This is a genomic window from Amycolatopsis lurida (genome assembly GCF_900105055.1).
Taxonomy (GTDB): Bacteria; Actinomycetota; Actinomycetes; order Mycobacteriales; family Pseudonocardiaceae; genus Amycolatopsis; species Amycolatopsis lurida.
In genome coordinates this window covers 537,226-554,655 of record NZ_FNTA01000003.1, presented here as the reverse complement: position 1 = coordinate 554,655, position 17,430 = coordinate 537,226, and the positions used below count along the sequence as shown (strand labels likewise).

The following is a 17,430-nucleotide window of genomic DNA, read 5'->3' as shown; positions in this document are numbered from 1 at the left end:
CACGGCCCGGACCCCGTAGGGTGGTGGGTATGCGGCGGATCATGGGAACCGAAGTCGAGTACGGCATCGCGGTGCCGGGCGACGCGACGGCGAACCCGGTACTCACCTCGACCCAGGTCGTGCTGGCCTACGCGGCAGCGGCGGATGTCCCGCGGGCAAGGCGGGCACGGTGGGACTACGAGGTCGAATCGCCCCTGCGCGACGCGCGCGGGTTCGATCTGACCGGCCCGAGCGGCCCGGGACACGACCCGGACGTCGAGGACCTCGGCGCGGCGAACGTGATCCTGACCAACGGAGCGCGGCTGTACGTCGACCACGCGCACCCCGAGTATTCGGCGCCCGAGGTGACGAACGCGCGCGACGCGGTCATCTGGGACAAGGCGGGCGAACGGGTCATGGAGGAGGCGGCGCGCAAGGCCGCCACGGTGCCGGGACAGCCGCCGTTGCAGCTGTACAAGAACAACGTCGACGGCAAGGGCGCGAGCTACGGCACGCACGAGAACTACCTGATGCAGCGGTCGACCCCGTTCACCGCGGTGATCGCGGGGCTGACGCCGTTCTTCGCGTCCCGTCAGGTGATCACGGGTTCGGGCCGTGTCGGTGTCGGGCAGCAGAGCGAAGAAGCGGGTTTCCAGCTCTCGCAGCGCTCGGACTACATCGAGGTCGAGGTCGGCCTGGAGACCACCCTCAAACGCGGGATCATCAACACCCGCGACGAGCCGCACGCCGACGCGGACAAGTACCGCCGTCTGCACGTCATCATCGGCGACGCGAACCTGGCCGAGTACTCGACGTACCTCAAGGTCGGCACGACGGCGCTGGTGCTGGACCTGATCGAAGCGGGCATCCGGTTCGACGACCTGAAACTGGACGAACCGGTGCGGGCCGTCCACCAGATCAGCCACGACCCGACGCTGAAGGCGAAGGTGTCGCTGGCCAACGGGCGCAAGTACACCGGGCTGGACCTCCAGTTCGCCTACCACGAGATCGCGGCGGCGAACCTGGAGCGCACCGGCGCGGACGAGGCCTCCAAGGAGGTCCTGCGGGTCTGGGGCGAGATCCTGGACGCCCTGGCGCGGGACCCCCAGGAATGCGCGGACAGGCTGGACTGGCCGGCGAAGCTGCGGTTGCTCGAGGGTTACCGCGCGCGGGACCAGCTGGCCTGGGGTGCGCCGCGGCTGCGGCTGGTCGACCTGCAGTACTCGGATGTCCGGCTGGACAAGGGCCTGTACAACAGGCTCGTCACCAGGGGTTCGATGAAGCGCCTGGTGACCGAGGAGGAGGTGCTGGAGGCGGTCACGACCCCGCCTTCGGACACCAGGGCCTACTTCCGGGGCCGCACGCTGGAGAAGTACGCCAACTCCATCGCCGCGGCGTCGTGGGATTCGGTCATCTTCGACGTCGGCAGGGAATCGCTGGTGCGGATCCCGACGTTGGAGCCGTTGCGGGGCACGAAGGCCCACGTGGGGAAGTTGCTGGACGACTCCGCGACCGCCGAGGAGCTGGTGGAGGCGCTCACCGGTTCGGACTAGCGGGATTTCCTTTCATCGGGGTTAAGCGATCACGGATCCCGCGGATTGTCGGGACCGCTGGGTAGGCTAGGAAACATCGGCCACACCGGGAGGCGAGATGGCTCAGGAAAAGATCGAAAAGCACGGCGGCGGCGACTCGGACGAAGAGTTCGAGGAAGGCGGTCCGGCGGGTCAGGAACGGCGCGAGAAGCTCGGCGAGGACGTCGACACGATCCTCGACGAGATCGACGACGTGCTCGAGGAGAACGCCGAGGACTTCGTCCGCGCCTACGTGCAAAAGGGCGGCGAGTAACTCGTCTTCCGGCGGCCCCGGGCCGGGGCCGCCTGTGCGGACCCGGCGGATCACACAGATTGGAACTTTGAGCACGTATGGAACACACCTCGGGTAAGTCGGCGCTGCCCGCCGCGTACTTCTCGTCGGCGACCTCGTCGTTCTCGGACTTCCTTCGGGCGCAGGCGCCCGAGCTGCTCCCGGAGCGGCGGGTCTCGACCGGGGCGGGCGGGCTGGACGCCCCGCACGGGACGACGATCGTCGCGGTCAAGTTCGCGGGCGGGGTGCTGATCGCCGGTGACCGGCGGGCGACGTCGGGCAACCTGATCGCTTCGCGCGACATGGAGAAGGTCCACGTCACCGACGAGTATTCGGCAGTGGGCATCGCGGGCTCGGCCGGGCTGGCGATCGAGATGGTGCGGCTGTACGCGGTCGAACTGGCGCACTACGAGAAGATCGAGGGTGTTTCGCTCTCGCTCGACGGTAAGACGAACAAGCTCGCGGGGCTGGTGAAGTCCAACCTCGAGATGGCGATGGCGGGGCTGGCCGTGCTGCCGCTGTTCGTCGGGTACGACCTCGACGCCGAGGACGCGAAGCACGCGGGCCGGATCGTCTCGTACGACGCGACGGGCGGCCGCTACGAGGAGAACGCGGGCTACCACGCCATCGGCTCGGGATCGCTGTTCGCGAAGGGCTCGCTGAAGAAGCTGTACGACCCGGACGCGGACGCCGAAGCCGCGATCCGGACGGCGGTGGAGGCGTTGTACGACGCGGCGGACGACGACACCGCGACCGGCGGGCCGGATCTGGTGCGCCGGATCTTCCCGACGATCGTGACGGTCACCGCGGAGCAGGGTGCGGTGGCGCTGCCCCTCGAGCAGACGACAGCGGTGGCCGAGGCCGTCGTGGCCGTACGAGCCGAGCGCGGGCGCTAGCCGTCCTTCCCTGTCCCTTCCCGATGAGAGCCCGAAAGAGCGGAGCACCACAGTGACGATGCCGTTGTACGCCTCTCCCGAGCAGCTGATGCGGGAGCGTTCCGAGATCGCGCGCAAGGGCATCGCGCGTGGCCGGAGCGTGGTCGTGCTCAAGTACCGCGGTGGCGTGCTGTTCGTGGCCGAGAATCCCTCGGCGACGTTGCACAAGGTGTCGGAGATCTACGACCGGATCGGTTTCGCGGCCGTCGGCCGCTACAGCGAGTTCGAAAACCTCCGCGTCGCCGGTATCCGGCACGCGGACCTGAAGGGCTACCAGTACGACCGGCGCGACGTCAGCGCGCGTGCGCTGGCGAACGCGTACGCCGCGACGCTGGGCAGCATCTTCACCGAGCAGCTGAAGCCGTTCGAGGTGGAGGTCTGCGTCGCCGAGGTCGGCGCGACCGCCGCCGAGGACCAGCTGTACCGGCTGACCTACGACGGCTCGATCTTCGACGAGCCGAAGTTCGTCGTGATGGGCGGTCAGGCCGACACGCTCACCACGAAGCTCAAGGAGAGCTTCGAGTCGGACATGGAGCTGGAAGCGGCGCTCGGTGTCGCGGTGAAGGCGTTGCGCGCCAACACCCCCACGCCCGCGAACGGCGACTCGGACCCGGTGAAGCTCGAGGTCGCCGTACTGGAGCGCGAGCGGCGCGGCCGCAAGTTCCGCCGGGTCGCCGGTGCCGCGCTGGACGCGCTGCTGCCCGCCGAGCCGGAGGAGCCGAAGACGGACGACGCCGAGGGCGACAAGCCTGACGGTGAGTCCAAGAAGGACTGAGCCTCTCGAAGTACGTGAAGGCCCCCTTCATTGCGTCTAGCGCAATGAAGGGGGCCTTCACGTACTTGCGGGCCGCGTTGTATTGAGGGGTAAGGCAAAGGTGTCGGGTGCGGTGGGCGGCCAGCTCGCGGCCTTTCGCGGCGCCCATCCCGGCTGACGTTGCGAAAGCCACTTTCGCAACCTTCAACGTTGCGAAAGTGGCTTTCGCAACTCGCCACTTTTGCCCTGCCGTCAAGACACAATGGACGCGCCCCGCCAAGGACAAGCGCCTACAGGCGGTAGATGGTGAGCGCGCTGGGCCGCGACCGGAAGCGGAAGTCGTTGCCGAGCGGGCCGACCTCACCGTCGGTGGCGACGCGGCGGTTGCCGTTCAGCAGCCGGACGTGCAATTCCTGAACGTCGAGTTCCTGGTAGACGTGGCTGGCGTTGAGGCTGTTCGTGATCGTGGCGAGGATGAACCGTGCTCGCGAGTACGGCACGTCGGCGCGCAGGTACCGGACGTCGAGAAGACCGGTGTCGAGCGCTGGGCGGCGTGAGGGCGCGAATCCCTTCGGCGAGTAGGTGCCGTTGCCGACGAACAGCAGCCAGATGCTGGTGTGCTTGCCGTTGAGGGTCACTTCCAGCGGCTTGGCGCGCCGGAGGGTGCGGGCGAGCGCGATCGCCGCCGACGGCCACTTCGGGTGCCGCTTCTGCAGCCTTTCCCGGATCCGGACCATTTCCGGGTAGCCGCCGAGGCTGGCGGTGTTGACGAAGTAGCGGTGGTCGTCGTCGTGGTTGATCTCGACCTCGCCGAGGTCCACGCCGACGGCGTTGCCCGCTTCGGTGGCGGCGTCCGCGTCGGGCATCGAGCGCATGCCCACATCCCGGGCGAAGTGGTTGAGGGTGCCGGCCGGGATGAGCGCGAGCGGCAGGTCGTGGTCGGCCGCGACGGCGGCCACGGCGGCGACGGTCCCGTCACCGCCTGCGACACCGAGCGCGCGCACGGTGTTGTCGCGGGAGGCGATCTCGTCGCAGAGCTGATCGCGCAGGTCGCGCTTCGCGTCCGGATACAGGATGGTGGCCTTGGGCCAGGCGAACCGGGCTTCCTCGGTCGGATCCTGGCCGTCGATCCCCGAATGCGGGTTGACCAGGACGAGCATGTCCTCGCCGTCGCGCATCTCGGGCGCCTCGGCGGTGTGCGCGGTGCGGCCGGGGACGTCGTCGTTCAGCGGCCACCAGTGCCGCGTCAGCAGGCCGGCGCCGACACCGATCCCGATCCCCACGCCGACGTCACTGGGCCAGTGGACGCCGGTGTGGACCCGGGAATAGGCCACGGCGGCGGCCAGCGGCACGAGGGCGGCGCCCGCCTTGGGTGACTCCATCGCGACGGCCGTGACGAAGGCGGCCGCGGACGCCGAGTGCCCGGACGGGAACGACGACGAGGTCGGGCGCCGGACGAGCCGCCGGTGCATCGGCACCTCTTCGGCCGCGGGGCGGCGGCGGGGGAACAGCGGCTTGCCGATCAGGTTCGCCGCCGCGCTGGCCCCGGCGATGGCGGCCACACCGCGGAGCGCCCCTCGGCGCGTCGGCCCCTTCTTCGCCGCGAGCAGGACCGCGACACACCACCAAAGCTTGGATTTGTCCGCACTTTTGGAGAGCGACGTGATCACGTCGTCGGCCCTGGTCCTCGGCAGGGCCGCACTCCGTGCCATCAGCCGCCGATCGGTCCGCCCGACCTTGCGGAAAGGGCGCTTGAGCTGCTTTAACACGGGTTCTCCACTTCCGGCCCGGAACGTCATGCGCGTGAGACCCGATCGGGACGTCACGCACACCTTTCACCGAATGCAACGTACCTACCGCGTGTCGCCGCCCGAACGGCGCACCTTCAGTGGGTCTTCACCGCCTACTCTGGTGGGATGCAGCGGCGGATCTTTGGCATCGAGACCGAGTTCGGGGTCACGTGCACCTTTCACGGGCAACGCAGGCTCTCCCCGGACGAAGTGGCGCGTTACCTGTTTCGGCGTGTCGTGTCCTGGGGGCGTTCGTCGAACGTCTTCCTGTCGAACGGCTCGCGACTCTACCTCGACGTGGGTTCCCACCCTGAGTACGCGACGGCCGAATGCGACGACCTCGTCCAGCTCGTCACGCACGACAAGGCGGGGGAGCGGATCCTCGAGGACCTCCTGGTCGACGCCGAGCGGCGGCTGGCGGACGAGGGCATCGGCGGCGACATCTTCCTGTTCAAGAACAACACCGACTCGGCGGGCAACTCCTACGGCTGTCACGAGAACTACCTGGTGACCCGGGCGGGTGAGTTCTCCCGGATCGCCGACGTGCTGCTGCCGTTCCTGGTGACCCGGCAGCTCATCTGCGGCGCCGGCAAGGTGCTGCAGACGCCCCGCGGCGCCGTGTACTGCCTGTCCCAGCGAGCGGAACACATCTGGGAAGGCGTCTCCAGCGCCACCACGCGCTCGCGGCCGATCATCAACACCCGCGACGAGCCGCACGCCGACGCCGAACGCTACCGGCGCCTGCACGTGATCGTCGGCGACTCGAACATGGCCGAACCGACCACGATGCTCAAGGTCGGATCGGCGAACCTGGTGCTGGAGATGATCGAAGCGGGCGTCCAGTTCCGCGACTTCACCCTGGACAACCCGATAAGGGCCATCCGGGAGATCAGCCACGACCTCACCGGCCGCCGCCAGGTGCGGCTCGCCGGCGGCCGCGAGGCGTCCGCGCTGGACATCCAGCGCGAGTACCACGCCCGCGCCGTCCAGCACGTCAAGGAGACCGGTTCGTCGCCACAGTCCGAGCGCGTCGTCGAACTGTGGGGCCGGGCGCTGGAGGCGGTCGAGCAGCAGGACTTCAGCAAGATCGACACCGAGATCGACTGGGCGATCAAGCACCGCCTCGTCGAGCGGTACCGCAACAAGCACGACCTCGACCTGTCGAGCCCGCGGATCGCGCAGCTCGACCTGGCCTACCACGACATCCGGCGCGGGCGGGGCATCTTCGACCTGCTGCAGCGGAAGGGACTCGTGCGGCGGGTCACCGACGACGGCGAGATCGAGCTGGCCAAGGACACCCCGCCGCAGACCACGCGGGCGAAGCTGCGCGGTGACTTCATCGCCGCCGCGCAGGCCGCCGGGCGTGACTTCACCGTGGACTGGGTGCACCTCAAGCTGAACGACCAGGCGCAGCGGACCGTGCTGTGCAAGGACCCGTTCCGCTCGGTGGACGAACGTGTCGAGCGGCTGATCAGCTCACTCTGATTGGTCCGTGAAGGCCACCTTGAGGGAACCAGAGTCCCTTAAGGTGGCCTTCACGGATCTTCGAGGGAGAGGTGCGCCGATGCGCCGTGCGCTGCTGGTCCTGCTGGGTGCGGTCGTCCCGTTGGCGTTCACCGGCGTCGCGCACGCCGCACCGGACTGTCCAGAACCCGCGTGGACGGAGACTCCGACGGGCACGGAGGCCCAGCTGCGCGGCCTGTCCGCGGTGGATTCCCGGACGGCGTGGGTCAGCGGCAGCAGGGGCACCATCCTGCGCACCACGGACCGCGGCCGCACCTGGAAGTCGAGCGCCCCGGCGGGCACCGAGGCGCTCGACTTCCGGGACATCGAAGCTTTCGACGCCGATCACGCGGTCGCGCTGTCGATCGGACCCGGGGACGCGTCCCGGATCTACCGCACCGACGACGGCGGCCGGAGCTGGCGACTGTCCTTCCAGAACAGCGATCCTGCCGCCTTCTACGACTGTGTCGCGTTCTTCGACCACCGGCGCGGTCTCGCGATGAGCGACCCGGTCGGCGGCAAGTTCCGGTTGCAGTCCACTTCGGACGGCGGCCGCACGTGGAAGCCCGTTCCCGCCGAGGGCATGGTTCCCGCGCTCGACGGCGAGTTCGCGTTCGCCGCCAGCGGGCAGTGCCTCACCACGGCGGGCCCGCGTGACGCCTGGATCGCCACCGGGGGCGGCGCCCGCGCGCGGGTCCTGCACTCCGGCGACGGCGGGATGACCTGGGAAGCCGCCGACACCCCGTTGCCCAGTGGCGCCTCCGCCGGGGTCTTTTCGGTGACGTTCCGGGATCCGCGGCACGGCGTGGCCATCGGTGGCGACTACGCGGCGCCGAACGCCCCTGGCCCCGCGGTGGCGCTCAGCGTGGATCGGGGGCGTACCTGGCGGACCCCGGCCGAGGCCCCGGTCGGCTACCGCTCCGGCCTGGCGTGGCTGGGGAACACCGTGATCGCCGTCGGCCCCGGCGGAAGCGATCTGAGCCCGGACGGCGGACGGCACTGGAAGTCCTTCGACACCGGATCGCTCGACTCGGTCGACTGCGCCCGCGGCGCGTGCTGGGCGAGCGGGGCCGACGGCAGGGCCGCACGGCTCGGCACCGCCTAAGCTCGAAGGACCATGACCGCACAAGCCGAACCAGTCCCCGAGACCACCGACCATCTGGTCGAGGTGCTGAAGGCGCTCGCCAACCCGATCCGCCTCCAGGTGCTCGGGTGGCTGCGCGAACCGGACCGGCACTTCCCGCCGGAGAACGCGATCGCCGACCAGAACGAGGTCGGGGTCTGCGTCAGCCATCTCCAGGCTAAGCTGGGGCTCGCGCAGTCCACGGTGTCGGCATACATGGCGCTGCTGCAGCGCGCCGGGCTCGTCCGGTCCACCCGGGTGGGCAAGTGGACGCACTACCGCCGTGACGAGCAGCGGATCGCGCAGCTCGTCGACCTGCTGGGACGTTCCATCTGAACCCGGCCGGGAATAACGTATCGGAAATCTGCGATACTTCGATACGTTGGACTCGACCTGAGGAGAGACAGATGGAACTGGGGCGTTTCGGGATCTGGACGTTCGACTTCGAGGATCAGCCCGCGAGCATGCTCCGGGATTCGGTGCGGGAACTGGACGAACTCGGCTGGCCCGCTATCTGGATCCCGGAACGGGACGGCCGCGAAGCGCTGACCCACGCCGGATTCCTGCTCGCGTCCAGCGAACGCATGGCCGTGGTCAACGGGATCGCGCGGATCGGCTCCCGTGGCGCGTGGTCGGTCCACGGCGCCGCGCTCCTGCTCGCCGACGCGTACCCGGGCAGGCATGTCCTCGGGCTCGGCTTCGGCGGCGCGCAGCCCGGTGTCAAGCCGTTGGAGGCGATGAACGACTACCTCGACGAACTCGACACGGTCACCAACGCGAATCCGTCGCCCGCCGAGCCGATCCGGCGGCTGCTGGCGGCGTACGGGCCGAAGATGCTCGGTCTCGCCCGTGACCGGTCCGAGGGCGCGCACACCTACCACGTGCCGGTGTCGCACACTGCCCAGGCGAGGGAAGTGCTGGGGGAGAAGGCCTTCCTCGGCGTCGAGCACGCCGTGCTGTTCGAAACCGACCCGGGCAAGGCGCGGGAGATCGCCCGCGAGCATCTGCACGGCTACCTGACGTCGGAGTACAACGTCGCCAAGTACCTCCGCCTCGGCTACACCGAAGCCGACCTCGACGGCGGCCGAGGCAGCGACCGGCTCGTCGACGATCTCGTATTCTGGGGCGACCTCGACACCGTGACCGCGAAACTGCACGGCCACCTCGACGCGGGTGCCGACCACGTCGGCGTCCAGGTCATCGGCGTCGAACCCGGCGAGTCGGCCATGCCGCACTGGCGGCGGCTGGCCGAGTCGCTGCTGCCGAGCTAGGTGCGAGGTCGGTGGTGAGGTGAAGGCTCCCTTCGTCGCGTCTGATGCGGTGAAAGAAGCCTTCACCTCCGTTCGCCGTGGTCGTGCCCGCACCACGCGCCAAGGGCCGGACGGCGGCTACCAGCTCGTCAGGGCCCGTGGAGTTCGGTCTCCCAGGCCTCGGATGGCGGCTCGGCTCGGTAGCTCTGGTCGCAGTGGGCACGGATCCACTGCCTTTCGCATCGACTTGAAGCACATTGCACTAGATCGCGAAAACCTGCTCCAGAGATGAGCGAACTGGAAGAGGGCCGGCCGGTAGCGTCAACGGTGCCGTTCGCCGAGTAGAACGCGAAGAGCCGGAATGAAGCACGCACGTCAACAGGAAGTCGTCCCACCGGCACATCATGCACGGTGGCGCTAGCGGACCTGGCCGGTCGGGCGGACCACGATCTCGTTGACGTCGACCGAGGGCGGCTGCTCCAATGTGAAGAGCACCGCCCTCGCGACGTCGTCGGGGTCCAGTTTCGGCTTGGATTTCGAGTCCTCGGGGATCATCGAGGTGTCGACCAGGCCAGGCTGCACGACGGTGACCCGCACGCCGGTCCCGACGGCCTCCTCGCGGATGGATCCGGCGAGCCCGGTCACCGCCCATTTCGTCGCCGAATAGAGGTTCCCCGGGCGGTGATAGCGCCCGGCGACCGAGCCGGTGAGCACGAGGTGCCCCTTCGATTCCGCCAGTGACGGAAGGGTCGCCCGCGCGGTGAGGGCGGTGCCGTAGACGTTCGTCAGCACCATGTCCCGCCACTGTTCGGGGTCCGCGCCGCCTTCGCCGAAGAACGAGACGACGACGCTTTGCCCGGCGTTGGCGAACACCGCGTCCAGGCGGCCGAAGGTGTCCTTCACCGTCTCGACGGCCGCGGACAGCGATTCCCACTCGGTGACGTCCGCCGCGACCGCGAGGGTGCGATCCTCGCCCAGTTCGGCGACGAGTGGGAGCAGTGCCTCGCGGTCGCGGGAGAGCAGTGCCAGCCGGAATCCGGCCGCCGCGGCCCGGCGAGCGGTGGCCGCGCCGAGGCCGCGGGAAGCGCCGGTGATCAGCAGTACTCGATCGTTCATGCCTCCAAACTAGGCGGCGTGTAGCCGTCCCATTCGGGCACCGGTTCGCCGGCGAGGGAAGCGCCGAGCCGGTCGAGGTAGAAGTGCCAGCCCTTGGCGATGTCCGAGGTGTCCCACTCGGGTTTGGGCATTCGGTGCACGAAGTCGAGCACTGTTCCGTCGGCGCGCGGCGTCAGGGTCAGCTCCACTCGCCAGGTCGGCTCGCCGGTGTTGTGCAGATCCATGACGAGCCGTTTCGGCGGATCGCATTCGCGGATGACGGCGGGACCCGGCTCGGAGCCTTCTTCGGCGGTCATCGACAGCATGATCGTGTTGCCGACCCCGCCTTCTCCCGTCCAGGTGCCGATCCAGCGGGCCGTCCGCTCGGACTCGGTGAGCGCCGACCAGACGTCCTCGATCGGGTCCGGGTACTCACGCCGGAGTTCGAGCCGGGTCTCTTCGTTGTCCATGATGCGAAGATAACCGTAGGCTTAATTAAGCGTCAACTTATTCGATGGTCAGGACCAGTCTGCCGCGGTGTCCACCCTCCGCCAGCCGTTCGTGTGCCTTCGCCGCCTCGGCCAAGGGCAAGGTGTCCGCGACCCGGAGGGGCAGCGTGCCGTCGTCGACCAAGGTCACCAGCCTGGCGAGCGCCGCTCCGTCGGCGGCTATCCAGACGTGCTCGACCTTGATGCCTCGCAACGGAATCGGAGCGGCTCCGGCGGCGAACACGACGAACCGGCCACGATTCGCCACCGCGTCCAACGCGTCGAGCCCGAGCAGTGCCGTGTCGAGGGCCGCATCGACGCCGCCGGGGATCACCGCCCGCACGCGATCGGCGAGGAAATCGCCCCGGGGCACGAAAATCTCCGCGCCGAACCCGCGAACCAGTGCCTCGTCGGCCGCGCCGGCGACCGCCACCACGCGGAAACCCCTCGCCTTGGCCAAGGCGACCGCGTAGCCGCCGACGGCTCCCGCCGCGCCCGTCACCAGAACCGTCGCACCCGGTGGCAGGTCGAGCAGATCGAGGGCCTGGACCGCGGTGAGACCGTTCAGTGGCAAGGTCGCGGCCTCCACGAGAGACACCGTCCGCGGGGCGGCGGCGACCACGTCGGCGTCGAGGACGACGAAATCGGCGTACGTGCCGAGCGCCGCCGACGGCCGGTCCAGCAGACCGATCACGCTGTCACCCGCGGCGAACCCGGTCACGCCGTCGCCCACGGCATCGACCGTCCCGGCGACATCCCAGCCGATGCCGAGCACGTCACGTGGCGGGACGATCCCCGCTTCGGTCAGGAAACCCGACCGGGTCCCGGCGTCGACCGGGTTGACCCCGGCCGCGGCCACCTTCACTCGCACCTGACCCGGCCCCGGCGCGGGTACCGGGACGTCGGCGAATTCCAGGACTTCCGGGCCGCCGAACCGGCGGACCACCACTGCGCGCATCGTTTCTCCTTGGAGGGGATCGTTCCCCGCGAACGTATGGGGAGTTACTCTCCTTCGGGAAGTACGCACCTCGAGGTGCCCAGCCCACGCGGAGGTACGCGCACCGTGGTCACGCGCACGGCACAGGAACGCCGGGACGAACAGAAGCGGGCCTACGACGCCTACCTCGCGGCCTGTCCCGCCCGGAAGCTGCTCGACGAGGTCTCGGGAAAATGGGTCAGCCTCGTCCTCGTCGCCCTCGGCGACGGGCCCCGGCGCTACAGCGACCTCTCGCGCCGGATTGCGGGCGTCAGCCAGAAAATGCTCACGCAGACCCTGCGGACCCTTGAGCGGGATGGACTCCTGACCCGCACGGTCACCGCTTGCGTGCCGGTCCGGGTGGACTACGAACTGACCGAACTCGGCCGGAGCCTCCGGCAGTTGCTGGCCGGGATCAAGGACTGGGCCGAGACCAGGTTCGACGAGGTCGAGACCGCCAGGGATCGTTACGACGCGCGATCGGCGGCTCTCACCATCGGGTCCGACGGCGCGGGCTAGGGTAGCCGGGTGTCCACCGCACGCGCCGAACGTCTGGTCAACCTGGTTCTGGCCCTCCTGTCCACCCGGCAGTACCTCACCGCCGAGCGGATCCGGGGCATCGTGCCCGGGTACGCCGACGCGGCCAGCGACGAGGCGTACTTCCGCATGTTCGAGCGCGACAAGACCGAACTGCGCGAACTCGGCATCCCGCTGGAGACCGGCCGCAACTCTGCGTTCGACGCGATCGACGGCTACCGCATCGCGCGCCGCGACTACGAACTCGGCGAGATCGACCTGGCGCCCGACGAGGCGACCGCGGTCGGCCTCGCCGTCCGGCTCTGGGATTCCCCGGAACTGACCGGTGAGGCGCAAGGCGCACTGGTGAAACTCCGCGCCGCCGGGGTCGAGGTCGACGACCACGCCCCGACCGTCGTCGAGCCCCGCGTCCGCGCCGAACCGGCGTTCGGCCCGTTGCTCGCCGCCGTCCAAGCCGGGCAGGCGGTGCGTTTCGAGTACCGCCGCAGCGGTTCGGCCGAACGCAAGATCCGCACCCTCGAACCGTGGGGCGTGGTGTCGTGGCGGGGCCGCTGGTACGTCGTCGGGCACGACAGGGACCGTGGCGCGCCCCGGTGCTTCCGCCTCTCGCGCGTGACCGGGAAGGTCGCCGCCTTCGGGGAGACCGGCGTCGTCGAACGTCCGGAAGGCGTCAACCTGTTGCGGATGGTCTCCGCCAGCAGTGGCGAGGACCCGTCCGCGCCGACCACCGCCAGTGTCTGGGTCGCCGACGGCCGGGCCGCCGGGGTCCGTCGCCGCGGCCGGGTGGTCGGCCGAAGCGACGCCGGGGGAGAAGAAGGCGATCTCGTGGAGATCGAGCTGTACTACCCCGAATCCGCCGCCGACTGGCTCACCGCGCACGGGCCTGACGTCCTCGTCCTCGAACCCGAGGTACTCGCGAAGTCGGTCTTCAGCCGCCTCGAAGCCATCGCGCACGCCGGTGGTGCCCGATGAGCACCACCGGACGGATGCCGCGGCTGCTCGCGCTCGTGCCGTATCTCCTCGCGCGGCCCGGGATCAAGATCGACGACGCCGCCCACGACTTCGACGTCACGCCCAAGCAGCTGCGCAAGGACCTCGAACTGCTGTGGATGTGCGGGCTGCCCGGCTACGGCCCCGGAGACCTGATCGACCTCTCCTTCGAAGGCGACACGATCGTCGTCACGCACGACGCCGGGATGAACCGTCCGCTGCGGCTCACCGGCGGCGAGGCGACGGCCATGCTCGTCGCGCTGCGCGCGTTGGCCGAGACGCCCGGAGTCGTCGACGCCGACGCGGTCCGCCGCGCCATCGCGAAGATCGAGGTCGCCGCGGGGCAGGCCCAGCCGTCGGGGATCGTCGTCGGCGGGGGAGTGCGGGAAGGCAAGAAGACCGCAGGCACTCGCGAAGCCGTCCGGGCCGCTCTCACCGCGAAGCGCGCGTTGCGGATCCGGTACTACACCGCGTCGAAGGACGAGATCACCGAACGCACCGTCGATCCGATGCGGCTGCTCATCGTGCAGGCGGTCGGCTACCTCGAAGCGTGGTGCCGCCGCGCCGAGGACGTCCGGCTGTTCCGGCTCGACCGGATCGACGAGCTCACCGTGCTCGACGAACCCGCCGTCCCGCCGGCGCACGCGCGGCCCACTGACATTTCCGATGGTGTTTTCCGCCCGCGTCCCGATCAGCAGGAAGCCGTTCTCGTCCTCGACCCCGACGCACGCTGGGTAGCCGAGTACTACCCCTGCGAGGAGCTCGACGAGCTCGACGGCGGACGGCTGCGCATCCGGATGCGGTACGCCGACGAGTCGTGGATGGTCCGCCTCATCCTGGGACTGGGCGGAGACGCGCAGGTCGAAAGCCCGCTCGCGCTCGGAGAGGCTGTTCGTCGCCGGGCGGCCGACGCGCTGGCCCGGGCTCGTCACCTAACGTCAACCTACGAGCAGTAGGGTGACGCCGTGTCGTACCTGCCGAGCATCGCGCTCGCCGTCGCCGGGCTGATCCTGCTCTTTGTTCTGCTCATCAAATTACGCAGAGTCTTGCGCGTACTCACCCATACGATGAGCATGGTGGCTACGAACACCCGAAAACGGACAGGGCTCCTTCGCGCCCGGTCGGCCGCGCTGCGCGTGGCGATCGCGCAACGACGTGGGCTCGAAGACCGGTAACATCACATCTGAGAGACTCGAGAAGGAGGCCGCAAACGATGAACGCGCTGCAGCCGTGGCACATCATCATCCTGGTGCTCGTCGTTGTTCTGCTGTTCGGCGCCAAGAGGCTTCCGGACGCCGCGCGGTCCATCGGCAAGTCCATGAAGATCTTCAAGGCCGAGACCAAGGACATGGCCGGAGACAAGGACAAGGCCGCCGAGGCCGAAGAGGTCGAGACCAAGCAGCTGCCGCAGGCCACCACGCCCGCGCCCGCCGCGACCGCGCAGGACAAGCAGGTCGCCGACCTCCAGCGTCAGCTCGACGAGCTCAAGAAGCAGCAGGCCGCCGCGCCCGCTCCGGCCGAGCAGGCGCAGAAGAACGCCAGCTGAGCGGTCTTTAGTTAGCCAAGCGGAGCCTGTTCGCGGATGAGCGCGCCGAAGTACCGGCGCGCTCATGGTGGACCCTGACGAGAACGGACTGTCCAGTGGCGGATTCCGCCTCCGGTGAGGAGCGCCGCGGTTCGAAGCGGCGCAAGCGCAGCCGTCGGGCCAACCCCGACGGCACGATGACGCTCATCGAGCACATCTACGAGTTCCGGCGCCGTCTGGGCTTCGCGCTGCTCGCCATCCTGGCGGGCGGGATCATCGGCTTCATCTGGTTCCAGACCAAGGTGGGCCCGATCCCGTCGCTCGGCCAGATCATGACCGGCCCGTACTGCGGCATCCCGTACCAGCGCAGGCTCGGCGGCACGCCCGATGGTCCTTGCCAGCTGCTTCAGACGGTTCCGTTCGAAGCCTTCATGATCCAGCTGAAGGTGGGTCTCGCCGCGGGCGCGGTGCTGCTCGCCCCGTTGTGGCTCTACCAGATCTGGGCGTTCATCGCGCCCGGTCTCTACTCGAAGGAGCGCAAGTACGCGCTCACCTTCGTCTTCTTCGCGTCGATCCTCTTCGCCGCCGGCGCCGTCCTGGCGTACCTGCTCATCCCGCACGCTCTCGAGCTGCTGATGAACTTCGGTGGCGACCAGTTCATCACCGCCCTCACCGGTGACAAGTACATCTCGTTCATCCTGTCGCTGCTGCTGATCTTCGGCGTCAGTTTCGAACTCCCGCTGTTCGTGGTGATGCTGAACCGCGTCGGCGTCCTCAAGTACCAGACGCTGAAGAAGTGGCGCCGCGGCCTGATCATGGTCGTGTTCGTGTTCGCCGCGTTCGCGACGCCGGGTTCGGACCCGTTCTCGATGCTCGCCCTGGCCGGCGCGCTGGTGGTGCTCCTGGAGCTCTCCATCCAGATCGCGCGCTTCCACGACCGCAAGCTCGACAAGGAACGCGGCACCGAGGGCTGGGACCAGCTCGACGACGACGAGGCCGCGCCGTTCGACTACACGCCGAGCACCATCGACGAGGAACCGTCGGCCGCCACGAACGGCAAGCGCACCAGCACCGACGACGTCACCTGAGCCGGGGATGCACGCGGCGCTGGCCGTCCACCCCGCCTCCGGTGACGGGGCCGCGGGACGGCTGATGGAGTCGGTCGCGGCGCGGCTGCGGCCCGTCGTGGACCGGCTCGACGTCCTCGTCGCCCATACGGTCGAGGAATCCCGCGCGCTGATGACCGACTCGCGTGCGGCCGGGCTGGACGTCCTCGTCGTCCTCGGCGGTGACGGGGCGGCGCACCAAGGCGTGCAGTTCTGCGCGGAATCCGGTGTCGCACTCGGGCTCGTCCCCGCGGGCACCGGCAACGACTTCGCCAGGGCGCTCGGCATCCCCGACCGGCCGCACGCCGCCGCCGATCTCGTCGCGAGGCGGATCGCGGAGGGAAAACGACGGCGGATCGACCTCGGCCGGGCGGGTGGCGAATGGTTCGCCACGGTGCTGTGCTCGGGCTTCGACGCCCTGGTCACCGAACGAGCCAACCGGCTGACCTGGCCTCGCGGCCCGCGCCGCTACGACGTCGCGATCCTGGCCGAACTCGCCGCGTTCCGGCCCCGGCCGGTCGTGCTCCGCACCGACGTCGAGACGATCGAACTCGACGCCACCATGATCGCCGTCGGCAACACCCCGTTCTACGGTGGTGGCATGCCGATCTGCCCCGGCGCGGACCCCGCAGACGGCCTGTTCGACGTCACCGTCGTCGGCGACGCGACCCGGCGCGACCTGCTCCGCATGCTGCCCGGTGTGCGGTCGGGAGACCACATCGGCCACCCGGCGGTGCGGGTCCTCAAAGCCAGTCAGATCCATCTGGCGGGCGGCGACCTGCCCGTTTACGCCGACGGCGAGCCGCTGGGCAGGCTGCCGCTCGACGTCACCTGCATCCCCGGCGCGCTCACCGTCGTCGGGTGAGCCCGGCGTAGCCACCCGCGCGCCACACCTGCCCGCGGAACGTCGCGGCCGACATGAGTTCGCCGCCCGGGAAGAACACCCCGCCGCAGCGGTGGCAGAACCACGCCCGCCGCCAGTGGTCCAGCGCGTCGGGGATGCCCCGCCGGATCCGCGCGTTGCGCCGCATCCGGAGCACGAACAGGACGGCGAACAAGGCGACCAGCGCGAAGGCGCCGACCGGGAAGATCGACGCCCCGATGTACTGCGCTGCCCTGCCGTCGGCGGTCGGCGCGATGTTCTCGTCCAGCACGTCGTTGGCGAAGGCGAGGAACACGAACGCGGGGATCAGCAGCACCAGCGCGAGCGCCAGGAAGCAGCCGCCGCCGCGGGGCACCGGATACGGGTTGAGCGACGCCGCCGTCGCGGTCACCGACACGCCGGTGTGCGTCGTCGCGGTGTAGACCACGCCGTCGCCGGCCGGGATGGCCGTCATGCCCCCTCGCACCCGGTAGGTCGTCTGCCCGCTCTGGAACACCGCCGGCACACTCTGCACCTGGTCGACCTGCGCGCATCGCGGGCAAGCGATCTCCATGGGGTCCCCTCTCCATCGCGGATCCGTCCCTTGGATGACACAGGAGTGGCGGACGTTCCCGAGATCGTCACACCGAGTGC

The 17,430-nt window shown here is 69.4% G+C and carries 20 protein-coding genes; 15 read left to right on the top strand and 5 right to left on the bottom strand.

The window, feature by feature from the left end:
- Positions 1-29 precede the first annotated feature (29 nt).
- The 4 genes from dop to prcA all read left to right on the top strand — a co-directional run bounded on the left by dop (position 30) and on the right by prcA (position 3,552).
- A complete protein-coding gene (gene dop / locus BLW75_RS04940; protein ID WP_034306632.1) occupies positions 30-1,532 on the top strand; it encodes a depupylase/deamidase Dop in 1,503 nt (500 codons plus the stop codon).
- Between the two features lie 97 nt (positions 1,533-1,629).
- Positions 1,630-1,824: a ubiquitin-like protein Pup gene (locus tag BLW75_RS04935; RefSeq protein ID WP_034306633.1), complete on the top strand. Its 195-nt coding sequence runs from the start codon at positions 1,630-1,632 to the stop codon at positions 1,822-1,824.
- A gap of 77 nt (positions 1,825-1,901) precedes the next feature.
- A complete protein-coding gene (prcB, locus tag BLW75_RS04930; protein ID WP_034306635.1) occupies positions 1,902-2,738 on the top strand; it encodes a proteasome subunit beta in 837 nt (278 codons plus the stop codon).
- 52 nt (positions 2,739-2,790) lie between these two features.
- Entirely contained in the window at positions 2,791-3,552 is a 762-nt protein-coding gene (gene prcA, locus BLW75_RS04925) for a proteasome subunit alpha (protein ID WP_034306636.1), read from the top strand.
- Between the two features lie 269 nt (positions 3,553-3,821).
- Here prcA and BLW75_RS04920 read toward each other — a convergent pair whose 3' ends face one another.
- Entirely contained in the window at positions 3,822-5,300 is a 1,479-nt protein-coding gene (locus BLW75_RS04920; RefSeq protein WP_034306638.1) for a bifunctional phosphatase PAP2/diacylglycerol kinase family protein, read from the bottom strand.
- A 147-nt stretch (positions 5,301-5,447) separates the two neighbouring features.
- On the opposite strand from BLW75_RS04920, the gene pafA reads away from it, so the two are divergent.
- The 4 genes from pafA (at position 5,448) to BLW75_RS04900 (ending at position 9,218) form a co-directional block, all read left to right on the top strand.
- Positions 5,448-6,806 carry a Pup--protein ligase gene (gene pafA, locus BLW75_RS04915; protein ID WP_007035399.1) on the top strand — a complete coding sequence of 453 codons (1,359 nt, stop codon included), beginning with the start codon at positions 5,448-5,450 and terminating at the stop codon, positions 6,804-6,806.
- Between the two features lie 79 nt (positions 6,807-6,885).
- Positions 6,886-7,929, top strand: a complete 1,044-nt coding sequence (locus BLW75_RS04910) for a WD40/YVTN/BNR-like repeat-containing protein (RefSeq protein WP_034306641.1) — start codon at positions 6,886-6,888, stop codon at positions 7,927-7,929.
- 12 nt (positions 7,930-7,941) lie between these two features.
- Positions 7,942-8,283: an ArsR/SmtB family transcription factor gene (locus tag BLW75_RS04905; RefSeq protein WP_034306643.1), complete on the top strand. Its 342-nt coding sequence runs from the start codon at positions 7,942-7,944 to the stop codon at positions 8,281-8,283.
- 71 nt (positions 8,284-8,354) lie between these two features.
- Positions 8,355-9,218: a TIGR03620 family F420-dependent LLM class oxidoreductase gene (locus BLW75_RS04900; RefSeq protein WP_034306645.1), complete on the top strand. Its 864-nt coding sequence runs from the start codon at positions 8,355-8,357 to the stop codon at positions 9,216-9,218.
- Between the two features lie 396 nt (positions 9,219-9,614).
- On the opposite strand, the gene BLW75_RS04895 is transcribed toward BLW75_RS04900, so the two are convergent.
- The 3 genes from BLW75_RS04895 to BLW75_RS04885 are packed head-to-tail and all read right to left on the bottom strand — an operon-like array spanning position 9,615 to position 11,738.
- Positions 9,615-10,313, bottom strand: a complete 699-nt coding sequence (locus BLW75_RS04895) for an SDR family oxidoreductase (RefSeq protein ID WP_034306647.1) — start codon at positions 10,311-10,313, stop codon at positions 9,615-9,617.
- Entirely contained in the window at positions 10,310-10,762 is a 453-nt protein-coding gene (locus BLW75_RS04890) for an SRPBCC family protein (protein WP_034306648.1), read from the bottom strand. The genes BLW75_RS04895 and BLW75_RS04890 overlap by 4 nt, the downstream gene beginning before the upstream one ends.
- Positions 10,763-10,799: 37 nt before the next feature.
- Positions 10,800-11,738 (bottom strand): NADP-dependent oxidoreductase, encoded by a 939-nt coding sequence (locus tag BLW75_RS04885; protein ID WP_034306650.1) that lies wholly within the window; start codon positions 11,736-11,738, stop codon positions 10,800-10,802.
- Between the two features lie 105 nt (positions 11,739-11,843).
- Here BLW75_RS04885 and BLW75_RS04880 point away from each other — a divergent pair, with 105 nt between their 5' ends.
- From BLW75_RS04880 to BLW75_RS04850, 7 genes are all read left to right on the top strand, one after another.
- A complete protein-coding gene (locus BLW75_RS04880) occupies positions 11,844-12,275 on the top strand; it encodes a winged helix-turn-helix transcriptional regulator (RefSeq protein ID WP_034306653.1) in 432 nt (143 codons plus the stop codon).
- A gap of 9 nt (positions 12,276-12,284) precedes the next feature.
- Positions 12,285-13,265 carry a helix-turn-helix transcriptional regulator gene (locus BLW75_RS04875; RefSeq protein ID WP_034306655.1) on the top strand — a complete coding sequence of 327 codons (981 nt, stop codon included), beginning with the start codon at positions 12,285-12,287 and terminating at the stop codon, positions 13,263-13,265.
- Complete coding sequence (locus BLW75_RS04870; protein WP_034306658.1) at positions 13,262-14,239, top strand: helix-turn-helix transcriptional regulator; 978 nt, start codon at positions 13,262-13,264, stop codon at positions 14,237-14,239. Before BLW75_RS04875 ends, BLW75_RS04870 begins: the two co-directional genes overlap by 4 nt.
- Positions 14,240-14,248: 9 nt before the next feature.
- Positions 14,249-14,458, top strand: coding sequence for a bacteriophage holin (locus BLW75_RS04865; protein ID WP_005150907.1), 210 nt, complete (start codon positions 14,249-14,251; stop codon positions 14,456-14,458).
- A 38-nt stretch (positions 14,459-14,496) separates the two neighbouring features.
- Positions 14,497-14,829 (top strand): Sec-independent protein translocase subunit TatA, encoded by a 333-nt coding sequence (tatA, locus tag BLW75_RS04860; protein ID WP_034306661.1) that lies wholly within the window; start codon positions 14,497-14,499, stop codon positions 14,827-14,829.
- A 95-nt stretch (positions 14,830-14,924) separates the two neighbouring features.
- Entirely contained in the window at positions 14,925-15,896 is a 972-nt protein-coding gene (gene tatC / locus BLW75_RS04855; RefSeq protein ID WP_034306663.1) for a twin-arginine translocase subunit TatC, read from the top strand.
- Positions 15,897-15,903: 7 nt separating this feature from the next.
- Complete coding sequence (locus BLW75_RS04850) at positions 15,904-16,779, top strand: diacylglycerol/lipid kinase family protein (protein ID WP_034306665.1); 876 nt, start codon at positions 15,904-15,906, stop codon at positions 16,777-16,779.
- Here the strand turns inward: BLW75_RS04850 and BLW75_RS04845 are convergent.
- Complete coding sequence (locus BLW75_RS04845) at positions 16,763-17,350, bottom strand: hypothetical protein (RefSeq protein ID WP_034306668.1); 588 nt, start codon at positions 17,348-17,350, stop codon at positions 16,763-16,765. The two genes, BLW75_RS04850 and BLW75_RS04845, sit on opposite strands and share 17 nt — an antisense overlap.
- Positions 17,351-17,430: the final 80 nt, after the last annotated feature.

Excerpts from the sequence above, each read along its gene's own strand:
- tatA (WP_034306661.1), top strand. The coding sequence starts at position 14,497 with ATGAACGCGCTGCAGCCGTGGCACATCATCATCCTGGTGCTCGTCGTT.
- BLW75_RS04900 (WP_034306645.1), top strand. The coding sequence starts at position 8,355 with ATGGAACTGGGGCGTTTCGGGATCTGGACGTTCGACTTCGAGGATCAG.
- BLW75_RS04935 (WP_034306633.1), top strand. The coding sequence starts at position 1,630 with ATGGCTCAGGAAAAGATCGAAAAGCACGGCGGCGGCGACTCGGACGAA.
- BLW75_RS04910 (WP_034306641.1), top strand. The coding sequence starts at position 6,886 with ATGCGCCGTGCGCTGCTGGTCCTGCTGGGTGCGGTCGTCCCGTTGGCG.
- dop (WP_034306632.1), top strand. The coding sequence starts at position 30 with ATGCGGCGGATCATGGGAACCGAAGTCGAGTACGGCATCGCGGTGCCG.
- BLW75_RS04850 (WP_034306665.1), top strand. The coding sequence starts at position 15,904 with ATGCACGCGGCGCTGGCCGTCCACCCCGCCTCCGGTGACGGGGCCGCG.
- BLW75_RS04870 (WP_034306658.1), top strand. The coding sequence starts at position 13,262 with ATGAGCACCACCGGACGGATGCCGCGGCTGCTCGCGCTCGTGCCGTAT.
- BLW75_RS04885 (WP_034306650.1), bottom strand. The coding sequence starts at position 11,738 with ATGCGCGCAGTGGTGGTCCGCCGGTTCGGCGGCCCGGAAGTCCTGGAA.
- pafA (WP_007035399.1), top strand. The coding sequence starts at position 5,448 with ATGCAGCGGCGGATCTTTGGCATCGAGACCGAGTTCGGGGTCACGTGC.
- BLW75_RS04845 (WP_034306668.1), bottom strand. The coding sequence starts at position 17,350 with ATGGAGATCGCTTGCCCGCGATGCGCGCAGGTCGACCAGGTGCAGAGT.
- prcB (WP_034306635.1), top strand. The coding sequence starts at position 1,902 with ATGGAACACACCTCGGGTAAGTCGGCGCTGCCCGCCGCGTACTTCTCG.
- BLW75_RS04895 (WP_034306647.1), bottom strand. The coding sequence starts at position 10,313 with ATGAACGATCGAGTACTGCTGATCACCGGCGCTTCCCGCGGCCTCGGC.
- BLW75_RS04890 (WP_034306648.1), bottom strand. The coding sequence starts at position 10,762 with ATGGACAACGAAGAGACCCGGCTCGAACTCCGGCGTGAGTACCCGGAC.
- BLW75_RS04905 (WP_034306643.1), top strand. The coding sequence starts at position 7,942 with ATGACCGCACAAGCCGAACCAGTCCCCGAGACCACCGACCATCTGGTC.